Here is a 13,629-nt window from a genome sequence, read left to right as displayed (position 1 = left end):
TAGAGAAAAAAGATATGCAAGATGCATATCTTTTTTCTCTTTCTTACCAGAAAGCTTTTGTTTCGTGATTCACATCATTATAACCGCTTAATTTATAGGTATGATTACCGATAGCGTAATCATCTCCATAATAAATGCTTGTGTTGGTCGCTGTAGCACTTACAAAGGATGATTTTTTTGCACTATTACTTTTCGTATTCACTAATGAGCCATCGCCATTGAAAGTTCTTGCTTTTGCATAAACATAGTCTTCGGTCGTAGTTGATTTCGATTTAGCAACTGCATAGGGGTTACCAAAAAAGGGAGTATATACGCTAATGTTGGAGTCATTCTTAGGTGCAGCTGCAATAGTCAAACTAGGAACACTAGATGTTTTTGTTGATTGAATTGTATCAAAGTCAACTAAAACGGGCTGCTTGTCTACAGTATCGACCTCTGAAGCACTTGCGTTATTAGTAAAACCAAAACCTAAAACCGCTAACCCTAAAGTTGTCACCGATAAAGATTTTTTCATATTCACTAATTTTCCCACCTTTTTAAATTTTTGAGTTCGAACTCAATTCATACAATATATGAAAATTTCGAAACTCTCAATGGTTTATTCCATACTTAACTTTTCTTTTACTTTCGATTCAACATGTCTTCATTTGCAAAAAAGCGAATATATCTTCTAATGCTTAGCCAGCAAGGGATACAGGTTTAACTTTATGAAATTCGTGTAAATTTAAATCTATTCATGTCAGAATCTCTGTTATTTTTAAGTTCATATGGGAAACTTATTAAAAAAAGGATGGTGACAAAAATGACAATCGATCGAATTTGTACAATTGGACCCGCAAGTAATAATAAAGAAACGTTAGCACAGTTAATAAAGAATGGTATGAAAATTGTTCGACTGAATTTATCGCATGGCACGCATGAAAGTCATAAAGACATCATTCGTTTAGTGAAATCATTAGATGACTCTATTAAATTTTTGGGTGATGTACAAGGACCTAAAATAAGATTAGGTGAAGTGAAGGGAGAGCAAATTACACTTCAGGCAGGAGATTCTTTTATTTTACATACACAATCAGTTACAGGGAGTAATACAGAAGCGAGTGTTGATTATGAAGGAATTGCGAATGATGTAAAAGTAGGCAGTAGAATTTTAATTAATGATGGAGAAGTTGAATTAATTGTTGAAAAGATAAGTACGGACAAAATAGAAACGAAGGTAAAAACAGGTGGCAATATCTCATCTCATAAAGGAGTTAATTTACCAGATGCGGCTGTTCGTTTACCAGCTATTACAGAGAAAGATAAAAAAGATATTCAGTTTCTTTTAGAGGAGAATGTTGATTTTATCGCGTGTTCTTTCGTAAGAAAACCTAGTCATATAAAAGAAATACGAGATTTTATACAACAGTATAAAGAAACGTCACCTAATATAATTGCAAAAATAGAAACGATGGAAGCAATCGAGAATTTTCAAGATATATGTAAAGAAGCAGATGGAATTATGATTGCAAGGGGCGATTTAGGAGTAGAGTTACCGTATCAATGCATTCCGCTTTTACAGAAAATAATGATTCAGGAATGTAATCGAACGAATACATATGTCATTACAGCAACACAAATGCTTCAATCTATGGTAGATCATTCTATTCCAACAAGGGCAGAGGTGACTGATGTGTTTCAAGCTGTACTGGACGGAACGAATGCAGTTATGCTTTCAGCTGAAAGTGCATCAGGAGAGCATCCAATCGAAAGTGTAAGAACATTACGTCTCGTTTCAGAATTTGCGGAACATGTTAAAAAAGATGGACCTTTTGCGATGAAAGATGTACTGCAATTACTGCGTGAGTCTCTGGATGAGTAATAAATAAAAAGAGGGCGGATATACATCCGCCCGCGTGTTTTTCATTCATACTATTCTTGCTCTTGCTCATCCAAAATCTTTTCAAACGCAGCAGATACTTTATCAAACTCTTCATCATTTTCAATGTATGAAAACTCATTATCTTCTTCTACTTTTAAAAAGAAAATATCAATGTCTTCCTCAGTTTCTGTTTGGATATCTTCAACAAAGGCAACTGCAATATATTCTGCACCTTCGACATCCATCGCTCCAAGTACTTCTACTTCTTGCTCTTCGTTATTCTCATCACTAAGAGTAAACACTTCGCCAACTTCAATATCAGACATATTCATTCTCCTCCTGTTCGACTCTAAAAATAGAGCACTCAAACTGTATACATACTAACATATCTTTCCATGAAAAACCAAATTCATACGTAAGAAAACACTTCATTCTTCTTTAGTATGAGTATACAGCTATTAGGAGCATTATTTGTCTGTGCTATATTACTTAATCCATTCAACAATTGTATCCATAGTCTGTCTTGTTTTATCACGCTTTGGCTCTTCTTTACGGTAACCAAAGGCAACCATAACTGATACTTCAAGATTATCGCCTTGTATAATGCCTTCTTGACGAAGTAAAGAATCTACTTCCTCTTTATCAAATCCTTCTATTGGACAAGAATCAATACCGATTTGAGCTGCGCTCGTCATCATATTACCTAAAGCAATATAAGTTTGTTTAGATGCCCAATCAAATACAGCACGATCGGATTGTAATAAGTTAAAATCTGATTCCTGGAACTTTTTGAAGAATTCATATCTAATTTTTTGAGTGTCTTCAGGCAATCCAATAATATCGTTCATCATATATTTAATATACTCTGCATCATAATGCATATCTTTAATGTTTCTTGAAAGAACAATAACAAAATGACTAGCTGTTGCAAGTTGCCCACCAGCGCCCCATGAATACGGTTGTAGTTTTTCTCTTAATTCTTTATTTTGTACGACAATAAATTTCCAAGGCTCATATCCAAAAGAAGAAGGAGATAATCTGCCTGTTTCTAAAATGAATTTGAAATCCTCTTCTGAAATTTTGTGCATAGGATCGAATTCTTTACATGCATGTCTGAAATGAAAAGCCTCCATAATCTTTTCTTTTGTAATTTCATTTGTATTTGTCATAAAAGTTCCTCTTTTCATGAATTTATTTTTGTAAGTAAATTATATTTTTAAAGTAACACAGATACAAGTACGCACATTTATGTGGTATAGTATCAAAAAAGATACTATTGATAAGGGAAGGGATTTATTATGGATTGTTCAAATGAAAATAATATAAATTACCCATTTTTAAATAAATATTCTTGTCCAGTTGAAGCTATGGTTGAGGTGATTGGAGGGAAATGGAAAGGGGTAATTTTGTATCATTTATTAGATGGTACAAAGCGGTTTAATGAATTAAAAAGATTAAAACCAAATATCACACAAAGGATGTTAACACTGCAGCTGAGAGAACTTGAAGCTGATGGGATTATACATCGTGAAGTATACCGTGAAGTACCACCTAAAGTTGAATATTCGTTAACTGAGCTTGGTGAATCACTACGTCCAGTGATTCTATTAATGATGGAATGGGCAACTCATAATATGGAGAAGGTTTTGGAGAATAGGAATACGAAAAATAATAGTTAAGAGTTGAAATTGATATAGACGAGTTATGTGAAATAGTTGTAGAAATAAAAGGTGTTTCCATACGTGAAAACACCTTTTATTTCTATATTTTTTACTTTTTAACTTCAACTGCTGAAGTTGGAAAGTTATTTAAGTTTGCAGTTTGACCATACCAATCAGCATGTTTAAAAACAACACCTTTTCCATATCCGTCAGTTGAAGTACGTTCCCATAGTGTTGTTGAGTAGCTAGCAGTAGGAGCTGCTGTACGTACAGAAACAATTTGATTTTGCCAACTAGCAGACAAGTTTTTATAACCGCTACTTAGAGAAAAATACTCGCTACCTTGATTTGTAAGTTTATAGAAGTCTGTACTACCAGGTCCGCTTCCTCCAACACCAAGGGGAGTGATTGAATGATTCAACCTTTGTTTATCTTTTTCAATAAAAGACTCTAAACTTTCTTTGCTCGAAAATCCATAAGATAACCAGTCTCCATTTTGATTTTGTTTCGGTAGAACTAACGTTATTTTTACGTCTTCCTTTGATGGAGCACTCAATTTGTTAAACGAATCAACAGTCTTTTCATCTACAGTTACATATTCGAAAGAGGAAATCGTATAATCTTTTTCGGTACTAGCTGATACTGATCCCAGTCCTCCAGTTAACGACGAGACAGTTAATAATGCACCTGCTACCAACTTTTTCAGCATGGATTCATCTCCTTAAAACTTAGATTTTTTACATAACTAAAATGTATGTTAATTTGAATGTTTTATAAATATTTAGAAATTTATAAAAATTAAACAGAATATTCTTTTATTATTCTGAAGTAAGGAAAGTAATTAAAAATGAAAAAAGGTTTACTTAAAAAGTAAACCCTTTTTGCTGACCTATTTCAAAACTCAATGGATGAAAGTTTCATTTTATCCATCTATGAATCATACACTTCTTTTGCATTCGTAGAAGCAGCATCTAATAAAAGGAAAATGGCTGCTATCATATGTAGAAAGATGTCTATATAAGGAAAGAAGGCAACTAGAGTAACGATAATACCGATATACTGAGGGTACGTATTCATGCCTTCTTTTTTAGCTAATAAAATAGTAGTGATATGAAAAACAATCAATAGTAGTAAAGGTAACCCATATAGGTTAACAAGACTTGGAAATACATAATAACAAGGAAGTAATAAAAGATGATAGATCCCTGTAGTCCACTTTAGTGCTTGAATGTAGGTTTTCAAAGTTAATCCTCCTAAAACAATTCATATCTATATATTACCAAAAATAATAGGTAATTGGATATTGTTTATTTGTATTTTTAATAGATTATAATAATTTTATGTAAACTAATTGTTAGGTATCTATAAAATAGAAAAACCACCCAAACGAGGGTGGTTCGTATTATAAATAACTACTTAAAGAAGAAATCGGAACCTTCACTTCACTACCTTCCTTCATATTCCGCAGCATAACGGTTTCTGTACTAAGTTCGTCTTCCCCAATAATAAGCACATAAGGTATATTCTCTTTATTGGCATAATTAAGGGCGCGTTTTAATTTGCGTCCTGCTAGTTCAAGTTCGACTTTTAAGGAAGTGGTGGAACGTAATTGCTGGGCAATTTGTAAGCATTGTAACTCTGTCCCAAGCGGGATGATAAATAGATCCGCTGTAGATGAGATTGTTTCTTTCTGCGATAGTGCTGTATAAATAACGTCTAAACCGAATGAAATACCGACTGTTGGATAGTTTATATTATCACCACGGAAAGCTCCGATAATGTTATCGTATCGACCACCGCTACCGATGCTAGATGTAATCGATCCATCTTTTAAAAAGATTTCATATACAGTACCTGTATACATTGTGAGTCCTCGCGCTAAAAACGGGTTGAATATCGTATTTTCATTTATTCCAAGGGCGATTAAATATTGCTGTAATTGTTGTAGTTCGTTTACTCCATCGGCAACGAGTGGATTATTGAAAGTTTCTTTAAAGTCAGCGATAGTAAGCTTTAGACAAGATAATACGGTATTACATATCGTATCAGCCATTTCTTCAGAAATTCCGCGCTCTAATACATCTTTTCGTACACCATCAATCCCAATCTTTTCGATTTTATCTAATGATAAAATGACGTCACTTGTTAACTCAGTAGGGATGTTAATGGCCTGAAGAATACCATTTAACAATTTTCGGTTATTATATTGGATCGTTATCTCTAAGTTTAACGTTCGGAACAGTTCAAACGCCATACCCATAAGTTCAGCTTCTGCCATGACAGACTCAACACCGACGATATCAACGTCGCATTGTATAAATTCACGAAATCTTCCTTGTTTAATTGGCCCATCTCGAAATACTTTCCCAATCTCATAACGTTTAAAAGGGAGGCGGAGGTTCGGATTCATTGCCACAACTTTTGCGAATGGAATAGTTAAATCGTATCGTAAGGCGAGCTCACGTTTCCCTTGATCCTGAAGTGTATATATTTCTTTTAATATTTCATCGCCACCGCCGTACTTGTAAGACATAAGCTCATACATATTTAACGTCGGCGTTTCTAAAGGTTTGCATCCGTATCGTTCAAACGTATCTTCACAAGCTCTTTTAATTTTATTTCGCAGCACTTGTTCTTCTGGTAAATAGTCTTTCGTTCCTTTTACATTTCTCATTTCCATCATAATCACTCCTTTTTTAAATTAAAAAAAGCTATGCAGGTATAAAAATACCCACATAGCTTTATGAACGCTTCGTGGGTCAACAGGAAAAGCCCTGTACCCACGAAGAAAAACTTTTCTTCGGATACACGGCGTTACGTATGATGATGAAGTTGGAAAGAAGTATTAAAATTTCGCATTACAAATCTCTCCTTAACGTAAGTTTTTCCAAATTATATCAGATGATTTTTGAATTATCAATATTTTTAGTTTTGAAAAATACGTGAAGTTATGTAGGAGAAATGGAAAAGGGTGTATAATAAAGGAAAACTTAATGATATGAAATAAAGTTTTAAGGAGAACGTTATGAAAAAAGATAAAACAAATGCGATGCGAATATTAGATAAAGAAAAAATTGAATATTCGATGATGTCATATGATCCAGACGATGGGAAAATTGATGGCGTATCAGTAGCCGAGAAAATTGGACGAGAAGTGAGAGAAGTATATAAAACGTTAATCGCTCAAGGGAATAGTAAAAATTATCATGTGTTTATTATTCCGGTAGATGAGGAACTAAATTTAAAAGCTGCCGCAAAAGCAGTAAGTGAAAAGAAAATTGAAATGATTCCTGTTAAAGATATTACGAAAGTGTCAGGATACATTCGCGGCGGTTGTTCACCAGTTGGAATGAAAAAGTTATTTTCTACATGTATCGATGAAAGCGCCCAATTACTTGATAAGATGATAGTGAGCGGCGGGAAAATTGGTATACAAATTGAGCTGAAAGTTGATGACTTGGCGAAAGTGACGAGAGCGCAGTTTGGAGAGGTAACGAAGTAAATATACATAGGAAAAGAAGTTCTGGTTTTATCCCGCTATTCGCCGGGCAGTAAGTAAGACCCTCACCTCAAAATTCAGCGGAAGCAAAGAAATTAGGTGGGGATTAATTGCCCGTAAAAGCACGATTGGTGAGGGCTGATAATCAGTGGGGATGAACAAAACCCCCACTGATTAAAGTTTCACTTTATTGAATTTAGATAATAATTTATAGGATAGTTAGTCCATTATGGGGCTGATTGTCCTTTTTTATTTACAAACTGGATAAAGATTGAATGTTTAGTTTGATATAGGCATGTAATCTGAATTGTTTGTTTGGCTTTGGGAGGAGGACAAAGGCTCGGTGCGAGGACTTTAAATAAGTTACTCTTAAAGATAGACAAGTGACGGGAGAGTGTTTAATGGAGGTTCAAGAAATACCCTAAGAAAGCACGTATTGGGGGGCAGTGTGTTGGCCCCCATCGGCTAAAAGTATGAAAGATTTTATACAGTTTTTTTGCTAATCCAGTAACAAACAAGAACACTAAAACCGCGTTAGGATAGGAATGTATAAAAAATGTCTAGATTCATAGAACTAAAAAAGAAGTTTCACTTGTGAGAGCAGGGTTCTCCTTTTTCATTGCTACTGATAATGAGACGTTATGTTAACTAATTTTGAATATCGTATACAGACTAAAAACAGAGAAAACTTCCTGTTGTGTAGGGTATTTTTTCTGTTTTTTTGATGATAGTTGTTAACTGATTTCTCACATTTCAAAAAAACTACTTTTTTGTTTGCTTGTCCACACCATTTCACCTCTTTGTGAATTTTATAGTATTAAAGGAGGTGAAAAGAATGAATGAAGATATTATTTCAATTGGAGCAAATTGTATAGTGAGAATTAGAAACAGATTCTTTCTTCTAGTAGAAATTGAAGTGGAATTTGGAAATGTAGCCATAGAGGAATTTGTTTTTATTCGAATATCTGAGCAAGAAGCTAGAACATTGTTAGCAGGGGGGATTCAACGTTGTACTATTTCTAATTGTATTCCTAGGTCTCATGATGATTTAGAAGTAGAATTCATTTGTGTTTTAATCGTGGGTGGGGAAGCATTTGCGGTTTTTGATGTAGAAGACGATGTTGATGAAGCTGTACTTGTTCCAATTTCATTAAGAGAAGCCGAGCGTTTAATCTGTAGAGGAGCAAGACGATGTACAGTTATTAATAGATAAGAGTAAGCCTTTTGGGAGCTAAAGAGGTTTCATTTTGTGTGGCTTCTTTTAAGAATGATTATGTAAATATGAATATCCTCCAGAGTACTTAACTGGAGGATATTTTTGTAGACTTCTAGATGTATTAACTACCAATAACGAAAATTATGTAAATAAAATGTTCACTGGATTCCCATAGAAAACTGTGGTGAGATGAAATGTTTGATTTTGAAGCACTTCAAAATCTTAGCTAGATTGCCATGTATCGGTACCCCACAATAAAAAGGCAGGAACATATCAAATATGTTCCTGCCTTTGATTTTAGAGAAATGTTTCCTAACAGTTGATTTTGTTAACGAAAGTCGACTTCAAATCCATATTTTGTGTGAAATAAAAGCATATAATAAAAGTATGAGGTGATGATGTGAAGGAGATAAACATTCATAAAGTAATTGCGGATAAGAGAAAAGAAAAGGGAATTACGCAGGAAGAGTTAGCGGCGTATATCGGTATTACGAAGGCGTCTGTTTCCAAATGGGAGACGGGGCAAAGTTATCCGGATATTACATTTTTACCACTGTTAGCATCGTACTTTAATATAAGTATAGATGAACTAATCTGTTATACACCGCAAATGGAACCGGAAGATATTAAGGATTTATATCATAGACTAGCGGAAGCTTTTAGTGAAAGACCGTTTGATGAAGTAATGATAGAGTGCAGAGGAATCATCAAAAAATATTATTCTTGTTTTTCGTTATTACTTCAAATGGGACTACTTTTTATTAATCACCATATGTTAACAGAGGATACGGATAAAAGAATTGAAATGTTAGAAGAGGCAATGCATCTCTTTAGCAGAGTGCAAGAAGAAAGTAACGATGTTTCTCTTGTGAAAGAGGCGATATCGTTTCAAGCAACTTGCTATCTTATACTCAATAAAGCGAATGAAGTATTGCAATTGCTTGGCGAAACGATACGTCCTAACGTTCCAGAGGAGGATTTAATTGCACAGGCGTATCAAATACTTGGAAATAATGAAAAAGCAAATGAAATAATGCAAATTAGTATGTATCAACATTTAATACAACTCGTTGCGACAATACCGAATTATGTAGTAGTAAATGCTTCAAGCGCTGAAAAGGTAGAGGTAATTTTAAATAGAGCTTTTATGTTAATAGATATATATGAAATAGAAACATTACATCCCAATATGACTTTAAAAGTATACTATGCTGCTGCGCAAGTATATTGTATGCAAGGCAATTTTGAAAGAGCATTAGAAATGTTACGGAAATATGTAGCAGTTTGTGCGGCAAGCTTCACAGTAAATAGTCTGCATTTACACGGTGATTCCTATTTTGATGCGATTGATGGATGGTTTGCAGAGTTTCCGCTCGGCGCTAAAACAGTTAGAAATGAAGAGATTATAAAGCGAAGCATGTTACAAAGTATTGCAGAGAATCCAGTTTTCGCTCCGATGAAAGATGTAAGAGAGTATAAAAATATAATAGCGAGTTTGAAATTTAAATTGGATATAAAAGAATAGAGGGAGGAAAAAATGATGAATTTTGATGAATATGAAATAGTGATAAATAGTGAATTTACTTTGCATGGAACGATTACAAGGCCGAAAGTTGATGGGAAGTATGCTGCGGTTGTCATTATTGCTGGATCTGGAGAAATTGATCGTGATGGAATGATCGTACCATTAAAGCTGGCGTCAAATATTTATAAAGATTTAGCGCATGTAATGGCGAAGCTTGGAGTAGTGACGCTCCGTTTTGATAAGCGCGGAGTAGGAAAGAGTGACGGAGAATTTCTGAAGACTGGAGTGTGGGATTTAGTTAGTGATATAGAGTCTACGATTACGTATTTAAAAGAACAACCATTTGTTGATCCAGAAAATATCATTTTGGCTGGTCATAGTGAAGGGTGTATGTTGGCAACGGTAGTCAATGCAAGAACACCAGTTAATGGGCTCATCCTTCTTACCGGAGCTGCGGAATCATTAGAAGAGGCTACGAAAAGACAAAGGGAAATTGCATATAAAGAACTAAAGGAGCAGAAAGGAATAAAAGGAAAATTAATGCGCCTTCTCAATGTAGAGAAACGTGGAGAGAAGCAAATGGAAAAAATAAAAGAGAAAATGATGAATACAGAAAAAGATACGATTAAAGTTGGTTTTAAACCGATGAACGCAAAGTGGTTTAGAGAGCATTTTCAGCATGACATTTATAAAGATTTAATGAAAGTAACGTGCCCGGTATTAGCAATCGCTGGTGATAAAGATATTCAGGCTGATCCTGAAAGAGCGAAGCGGATCGGTGATTATGTGAAGGGTGATTCTGAAGTACATGTAATAAAAAATATGGATCATAGTTTGAAAGTTTTTGAAGGTGAGTTTAAAGCATTAGATTTTAAAAAGAATTATGAAGAAGGGGCAAGAAAGCCACTTCATCCAGAGTTGGAAGAAATAATTGTGAATTGGCTGGATACAAATTTTAACTCGCAACATGCGGGTAGTAAGATTCCCGGCTCAATATTAGGCGAAAGTGAGGAAGTCGGAAGGAAGAGTAATTGTCTGTAAAAAAAACGGTTGTTGTAGGTTGATTTAGTTTAGTATATGAATTTATTTTTTTTTGCGAATTCATTCATTATAAAATGTTCGTTTTTATTAATTAACGAGATAAAAACGAACATTATTTTATTTTAAATAAATTGGGTAATTAGACTATAACATTAATGCTTGTCATTGAATATAATAATAATATAATGGAGGTGGTGTTATATGGCTCTTACTACAGGACCAATTGAAAACGTAGGAAATCAACCTGCTAATGCAAATAAAGTTAGGGTGAAGATCCTTAACCGTACTGCGGGCCCACTTACTGGAGTAGCTAGAGTTTTTAGACTTGACGGTTCATTAGTATTAATTGAACAGGTAAACTTCAATGTGAATTCTAATGCTTCTACTTTTGCAACTCTAAGTTTAGTTCATCCTGCTCTTGGACAAGCATTTGAATATGAAGTTCAAATTGTTCCTAATCAACCTGGTGGACTATATAGTGTTTATGGACTAACAGCTGAAAATGTTATTATTACTGCACAACGTGTTGTGAACTCAGAATTGACACAGTTTCTTTAATTAAAATAGATTGGTGCCTACATGGTATCCAATCTATTTTTGTACGTATTATTCAGAGAAAGAATGGTTTTACACAAAAATAAAGATAGTTATGGAAAAGGGAAAAATCGAGCTATCATCTTAATTTTTATTATTTCTGTCTTAGACCATATCTGTTTTGTGGCACGGTTTTCTTTGAATGCATTTTATTCAAACTGTTTTTTAAAGTATTTATCAAATATGCATTATTGCATAAATAAATTTAAATTTATAAGTTAATATTAAACTACTTTTTAGTTGTAAAGAATATGTTAATAATCTTTATAAGAAAAGGATATTCCTTGTAAAAAGTGAAATTGTTTGGAATGTGAATAAACAAAAAGTTTAGAAGTGATACAGACTGGATAGAGTCTTGTATTAAATAAACAGAAAAGGGGTATGGGTTTCTAAAAGGTTTCGGGGGTTAGAAAGCACTTTTTAGTTAATAGCTTTAAATTATATTTTAAAGTCTAGTGGTAATAAGTCAAGAGTAAAACAAGACTGATTTTTTCTAGGTGCGATTTTTTCAGCATACGGAAATAGACCCGACCAAAAATGAAATTTTTTCGGGCCGTTTCCAAGATTGCGTCAATAACAAAGTGTTATTTTTCTATCACGCTCCTTGGTGGCGTGTAGAGTTGATGGTTACGTAGTAGCGTATCCACCAGACGCACAAATTTTCTTGCGGTTAAGACGATGGCTCTTTTGTGTTGATGTTTGGGTGTTTCTTTGTATTTCTTTTGATAAAATGCTTGATATTCAGGCAAATATCTTCTTACTGAATTGGCAGCCTCAACTAAGTAATAGCGAAGATAACGATTGCCTTGTTTGGTTAAGGGCGTATTTTCAGACTGATAATTTCCAGATTGCTTGATTTTCCAGCTTAATCCGGCATATTTAGCTAGTTTCGTTTGGTCTTCAAATCGTTGGATTTGTCCGATCTCAGCTAGTAATCCAGCAGCATACACTTTTCCAACACCAGGAATACTCGTCAAGCATTGGTATTCTGGTAGGACCATTACGAGCTGTTCAATTGCCTTATCAAGGTCTTTGATACTGGCTTCGAGTGCACGAATTTCGCGAGCAAGAATACTCAGGATAATATTGATGGATTCTTGAGCGACTTCTCCTAAACGATAAGACATAGTAATGGCTCGTTGAATCGTTTTCGCTAATCCTTCTGGATTTTTAAACCGGCCGTTACCTTTTTCTTGAAGCAAAGAGGCGAAATCTGTTAAAGGCATTTGAGCTAATTCTTCTAACCCATAATCTTCTGTCATTAAAGCGATTAAGGTAGCTCCAAATACAGAAGAAGGAGTTTCGCTATTCTTTAACTCACGCGTGAGCGTGTTGCATTTGTAAGTTAAATTTTCGAGAAAATGTTGTTTCGTTTCTACAAGTTGTCCAATTAATTGGTAACGTGTGCGAGTTAAACGTTGAAGAGCCATATATTTCTCTTCTTTAATGGGAGACGTAGTGAATCTTTGGATTCTTAAAAAGTCAGCGATTCGCATCGCATCATTTTTATCTGTTTTATCTTCATCAAATATTCGACTGAATTGCTTGATGCGAAAAGGATTTTCGATGGTAACGACGGTATTTATACGCTTTAATTCTCGATCCTCATTAAAAAATGTAGCAGGATGAAAGCTGTACATAGAAGTTGACTCCATGCCTATGACGATTTGAGAAAACGAGTACACATTTTGAAATTCTAAAATTTTTTGTTTAATTTGATGAGCGCCTTTCACGTCATTTCCGAGACTCGCTTCAAGAAGAATTGTCAATTGGTTATCGTCTGATAAAAAGCACACATCTAGTTTCTCAGAGCTGACATCTAATCCGACAAATAAGTTCATTTGGAAGGACCTCCTTTCATTGGTTATTTGGAATATGCTTCGATACTATGGGATTTCCCAGAAGCTCATTGCGTAACCACAACCTCGCCTACGAGAATACAATGACAACTTTTGGGGGCTACCTTTTGAACTACTATCCAAAAGCCCAATCAGTTATCGAAACAGCTAGTGTGTTGGTAGTGATAGCAATGGCTCGGGTAACAGACTTTTTATCGTAGACAGAGCTACAGGGGAAATGAGCAAATTCCCGATGGATCCTTTCCATACATCCATTGTATCTGGGAAATTCAATAATATCGAAACAAATTCCGTAAGGAATCTTGTTATCTATTTTTTTTAAAATCAGGGTAATTAGAAAGCAGAAATACTGATCTAAACTATATTCTACGAG

14 protein-coding genes are annotated in these 13,629 nt (G+C 34.5%); 7 read left to right on the top strand and 7 right to left on the bottom strand.

The window, feature by feature from the left end; genetic code table 11:
* Positions 1 to 43: 43 nt before the first annotated feature.
* Positions 44 to 520: a hypothetical protein gene (locus V6946_RS16965; RefSeq protein ID WP_001056353.1), complete on the bottom strand. Its 477-nt coding sequence runs from the start codon at positions 518 to 520 to the stop codon at positions 44 to 46.
* 282 nt (positions 521 to 802) lie between these two features.
* On the opposite strand from V6946_RS16965, the gene V6946_RS16960 reads away from it, so the two are divergent.
* Positions 803 to 1,861 carry a pyruvate kinase gene (locus tag V6946_RS16960; RefSeq protein ID WP_000151083.1) on the top strand — a complete coding sequence of 353 codons (1,059 nt, stop codon included), beginning with the start codon at positions 803 to 805 and terminating at the stop codon, positions 1,859 to 1,861.
* A 50-nt stretch (positions 1,862 to 1,911) separates the two neighbouring features.
* Here V6946_RS16960 and V6946_RS16955 read toward each other — a convergent pair whose 3' ends face one another.
* Both V6946_RS16955 and V6946_RS16950 read right to left on the bottom strand, forming a co-directional pair.
* Positions 1,912 to 2,193: a DUF1292 domain-containing protein gene (locus tag V6946_RS16955; protein ID WP_002005464.1), complete on the bottom strand. Its 282-nt coding sequence runs from the start codon at positions 2,191 to 2,193 to the stop codon at positions 1,912 to 1,914.
* Positions 2,194 to 2,346: 153 nt separating this feature from the next.
* Positions 2,347 to 3,030: an NAD(P)H-dependent oxidoreductase gene (locus V6946_RS16950; protein ID WP_000185709.1), complete on the bottom strand. Its 684-nt coding sequence runs from the start codon at positions 3,028 to 3,030 to the stop codon at positions 2,347 to 2,349.
* Positions 3,031 to 3,159: 129 nt separating this feature from the next.
* Between V6946_RS16950 and V6946_RS16945 the strand changes: the two genes are divergently transcribed.
* Positions 3,160 to 3,540, top strand: a complete 381-nt coding sequence (locus tag V6946_RS16945) for a helix-turn-helix domain-containing protein (protein ID WP_000340659.1) — start codon at positions 3,160 to 3,162, stop codon at positions 3,538 to 3,540.
* A gap of 91 nt (positions 3,541 to 3,631) precedes the next feature.
* Here the strand turns inward: V6946_RS16945 and V6946_RS16940 are convergent, their stop codons facing one another.
* The 3 genes from V6946_RS16940 to V6946_RS16930 form a co-directional block, all read right to left on the bottom strand.
* The gene (locus tag V6946_RS16940) at positions 3,632 to 4,231 is read right to left on the bottom strand and encodes a hypothetical protein (RefSeq protein ID WP_000914421.1); all 600 of its coding nucleotides are present in this window, start codon (positions 4,229 to 4,231) and stop codon (positions 3,632 to 3,634) included.
* A gap of 221 nt (positions 4,232 to 4,452) precedes the next feature.
* A complete protein-coding gene (locus V6946_RS16935) occupies positions 4,453 to 4,764 on the bottom strand; it encodes a hypothetical protein (RefSeq protein ID WP_000860724.1) in 312 nt (103 codons plus the stop codon).
* A 160-nt stretch (positions 4,765 to 4,924) separates the two neighbouring features.
* A complete protein-coding gene (locus V6946_RS16930; RefSeq protein WP_000425991.1) occupies positions 4,925 to 6,202 on the bottom strand; it encodes a histidine--tRNA ligase in 1,278 nt (425 codons plus the stop codon).
* Positions 6,203 to 6,547: 345 nt separating this feature from the next.
* Here V6946_RS16930 and ybaK point away from each other — a divergent pair, with 345 nt between their 5' ends.
* From ybaK to V6946_RS16905, 5 genes are all read left to right on the top strand, one after another.
* Positions 6,548 to 7,024, top strand: a complete 477-nt coding sequence (ybaK, locus tag V6946_RS16925) for a Cys-tRNA(Pro) deacylase (RefSeq protein ID WP_000710857.1) — start codon at positions 6,548 to 6,550, stop codon at positions 7,022 to 7,024.
* Between the two features lie 832 nt (positions 7,025 to 7,856).
* On the top strand, positions 7,857 to 8,234 hold the full coding sequence (locus tag V6946_RS16920; RefSeq protein WP_001001282.1) for a hypothetical protein: 378 nt from the start codon (positions 7,857 to 7,859) through the stop codon (positions 8,232 to 8,234).
* Positions 8,235 to 8,637: 403 nt separating this feature from the next.
* Entirely contained in the window at positions 8,638 to 9,762 is a 1,125-nt protein-coding gene (locus tag V6946_RS16915; protein WP_149149811.1) for a transcriptional regulator, read from the top strand.
* 12 nt (positions 9,763 to 9,774) lie between these two features.
* Positions 9,775 to 10,803, top strand: a complete 1,029-nt coding sequence (locus tag V6946_RS16910) for a S9 family peptidase (RefSeq protein WP_006922549.1) — start codon at positions 9,775 to 9,777, stop codon at positions 10,801 to 10,803.
* Between the two features lie 201 nt (positions 10,804 to 11,004).
* Positions 11,005 to 11,361: a hypothetical protein gene (locus tag V6946_RS16905; protein WP_001229415.1), complete on the top strand. Its 357-nt coding sequence runs from the start codon at positions 11,005 to 11,007 to the stop codon at positions 11,359 to 11,361.
* Positions 11,362 to 11,981: 620 nt separating this feature from the next.
* On the opposite strand, the gene V6946_RS16900 is transcribed toward V6946_RS16905, so the two are convergent.
* On the bottom strand, positions 11,982 to 13,238 hold the full coding sequence (locus V6946_RS16900) for an IS110 family transposase (protein ID WP_256426878.1): 1,257 nt from the start codon (positions 13,236 to 13,238) through the stop codon (positions 11,982 to 11,984).
* Positions 13,239 to 13,629 lie beyond the last annotated feature (391 nt).

Origin of the sequence: Bacillus sp. PPSBB_2, assembly GCF_045291115.1 — a bacterium.
GTDB lineage: Bacteria > Bacillota > Bacilli > Bacillales > Bacillaceae_G > Bacillus_A > Bacillus_A cereus.
The sequence above is the reverse complement of the archived record's forward strand: the minus strand, read 5'-3'. Positions and strand labels throughout refer to the sequence as shown.

What these genes read in the sequence shown, in the direction of transcription:
- V6946_RS16945 (WP_000340659.1), top strand. Translation starts at nt 3,160, where the DNA reads ATGGATTGTTCAAATGAAAATAATATAAATTACCCATTTTTAAATAAA.
- V6946_RS16930 (WP_000425991.1), bottom strand. Translation starts at nt 6,202, where the DNA reads ATGGAAATGAGAAATGTAAAAGGAACGAAAGACTATTTACCAGAAGAA.
- V6946_RS16960 (WP_000151083.1), top strand. Translation starts at nt 803, where the DNA reads ATGACAATCGATCGAATTTGTACAATTGGACCCGCAAGTAATAATAAA.
- ybaK (WP_000710857.1), top strand. Translation starts at nt 6,548, where the DNA reads ATGAAAAAAGATAAAACAAATGCGATGCGAATATTAGATAAAGAAAAA.
- V6946_RS16920 (WP_001001282.1), top strand. Translation starts at nt 7,857, where the DNA reads ATGAATGAAGATATTATTTCAATTGGAGCAAATTGTATAGTGAGAATT.
- V6946_RS16905 (WP_001229415.1), top strand. Translation starts at nt 11,005, where the DNA reads ATGGCTCTTACTACAGGACCAATTGAAAACGTAGGAAATCAACCTGCT.
- V6946_RS16950 (WP_000185709.1), bottom strand. Translation starts at nt 3,030, where the DNA reads ATGACAAATACAAATGAAATTACAAAAGAAAAGATTATGGAGGCTTTT.
- V6946_RS16910 (WP_006922549.1), top strand. Translation starts at nt 9,775, where the DNA reads ATGATGAATTTTGATGAATATGAAATAGTGATAAATAGTGAATTTACT.
- V6946_RS16940 (WP_000914421.1), bottom strand. Translation starts at nt 4,231, where the DNA reads ATGCTGAAAAAGTTGGTAGCAGGTGCATTATTAACTGTCTCGTCGTTA.
- V6946_RS16955 (WP_002005464.1), bottom strand. Translation starts at nt 2,193, where the DNA reads ATGAATATGTCTGATATTGAAGTTGGCGAAGTGTTTACTCTTAGTGAT.
- V6946_RS16900 (WP_256426878.1), bottom strand. Translation starts at nt 13,238, where the DNA reads ATGAACTTATTTGTCGGATTAGATGTCAGCTCTGAGAAACTAGATGTG.